The following is a 1,160-nucleotide window of genomic DNA, read 5'->3' as shown; positions in this document are numbered from 1 at the left end:
GGTAGCCCTCGACGACCGACAGGTACACACGGCCGTTTTTCCTCTTCTGCTTCTTGACGAACAACTTCCCGCTCCTGACCTGCGAGGACATGTTGCCCTATTATATCATACCAATGACATTACCTAACGCAAAATGTCATAAGTGCTTGACAAAAATAAAGGCCTAGAACGGCCTCTGGCCAGGAAATATGCGAAAGAAGGCCAGCTACTCAGCTGCAAAAGTCGGGAGGACGGGGCCTACGAGGGCGCCGCCAAGGCCGTCGCGCGCGCCGCGAGCGGCGGGCGCGTCATCAACGGCGGCGACTTCTACACCTTCGACACCAACGTGCTGGTCATCATCGGGAAGGACTGGATGCCCGTCTCGTGACGGACGGGGTTTCTCGCGGCCGCGCGCGGCGGCGTCGGCTATGATAGAATGCGTTCGAAGAAAACATCCCAGATAAGGAGTTCATCATGGTAGAGAAGTCTGACGTCGCAGCGGTGCTCGAGCTCATCCGCCCCAGCCTCCAGGCTGACGGCGGCGACGTGCGGCTCGTCGACGTGTCCGAGGACGGCGTCGTCACCGTCGAGCTGCAGGGCGCGTGCAAGGGCTGCCCCATGTCGCAGATGACGCTGGCCAACGGCGTCGAGCGCATCCTGAAGGAGCGCGTGCCGGGCGTGGCGAAGGTCGTTCCGGCCGACCTGGCGTAAACGCGCGCCTGAGCAAGCAAGGGGCGGGCCTGGCGGCTCGCCCCTTTTCATGCGCGTGAGAAGGCGCGCCCTTCGACTGTGGTCTCACGAGGGAGAGGAGGAGCACTCATGGAGAGGTGCTGGGAGCGTCGCGGATGCGACGACGAGATGCGGGGGCGCTGCCCCCATAACATACCGGGCGAGCCGTGCCCGGCCGACTGCCACTTCGCCGCTTGCCAGCGTAAGACGCACGTGGTGTGCGACGACTTCGACCTGCTGCTCAACCCCGACCGCGACTACGACGCCGCCGTCAAGGAGATCTGCCGCTTCTGCGAGCACTTCCTCGCGCACGGCCCCTCCATGGCCGAGCGCCCCGCCGACTTCAAGCGCCAGGGCAACCCCAACCGCTTCCTGCTCTAGGGCGGGGCGCGCCGCTCCGGGGGCTGCGGCGCCCGTCGCGCGCGGGCCGGACGCGAGGCCCCGCGCGCTGC

Annotated in this window: 3 protein-coding genes; all 3 read left to right on the top strand. The window is 65.7% G+C overall.

The genetic code is table 11. The annotated features are described in order from the left end of the window. The first annotated feature begins 142 nt into the window (after window positions 1–142). The 3 genes from G7Y49_RS11980 (at window position 143) to G7Y49_RS11970 (ending at window position 1,089) form a co-directional block, all read left to right on the top strand. Window positions 143–367 carry a hypothetical protein gene (locus G7Y49_RS11980; RefSeq protein ID WP_165174124.1) on the top strand — a complete coding sequence of 75 codons (225 nt, stop codon included), beginning with the start codon at window positions 143–145 and terminating at the stop codon, window positions 365–367. 86 nt (window positions 368–453) lie between these two features. Next, a complete protein-coding gene (locus tag G7Y49_RS11975) occupies window positions 454–690 on the top strand; it encodes a NifU family protein (RefSeq protein WP_165174122.1) in 237 nt (78 codons plus the stop codon). A gap of 108 nt (window positions 691–798) precedes the next feature. Continuing rightward, window positions 799–1,089, top strand: coding sequence for a hypothetical protein (locus tag G7Y49_RS11970; RefSeq protein ID WP_165174120.1), 291 nt, complete (start codon window positions 799–801; stop codon window positions 1,087–1,089). Window positions 1,090–1,160 lie beyond the last annotated feature (71 nt).

It is taken from the genome of Adlercreutzia sp. ZJ242, from assembly GCF_011038995.1.
Lineage (GTDB): Bacteria > Actinomycetota > Coriobacteriia > Coriobacteriales > Eggerthellaceae > CAAEEV01.
This window is presented reverse-complemented; position numbering and strand designations above follow the sequence as displayed.

Bases quoted from the DNA above. Each gene is read 5' to 3' on its own strand.
- G7Y49_RS11975 (WP_165174122.1), top strand. From the start codon at position 454: ATGGTAGAGAAGTCTGACGTCGCAGCGGTGCTCGAGCTCATCCGCCCC.
- G7Y49_RS11970 (WP_165174120.1), top strand. From the start codon at position 799: ATGGAGAGGTGCTGGGAGCGTCGCGGATGCGACGACGAGATGCGGGGG.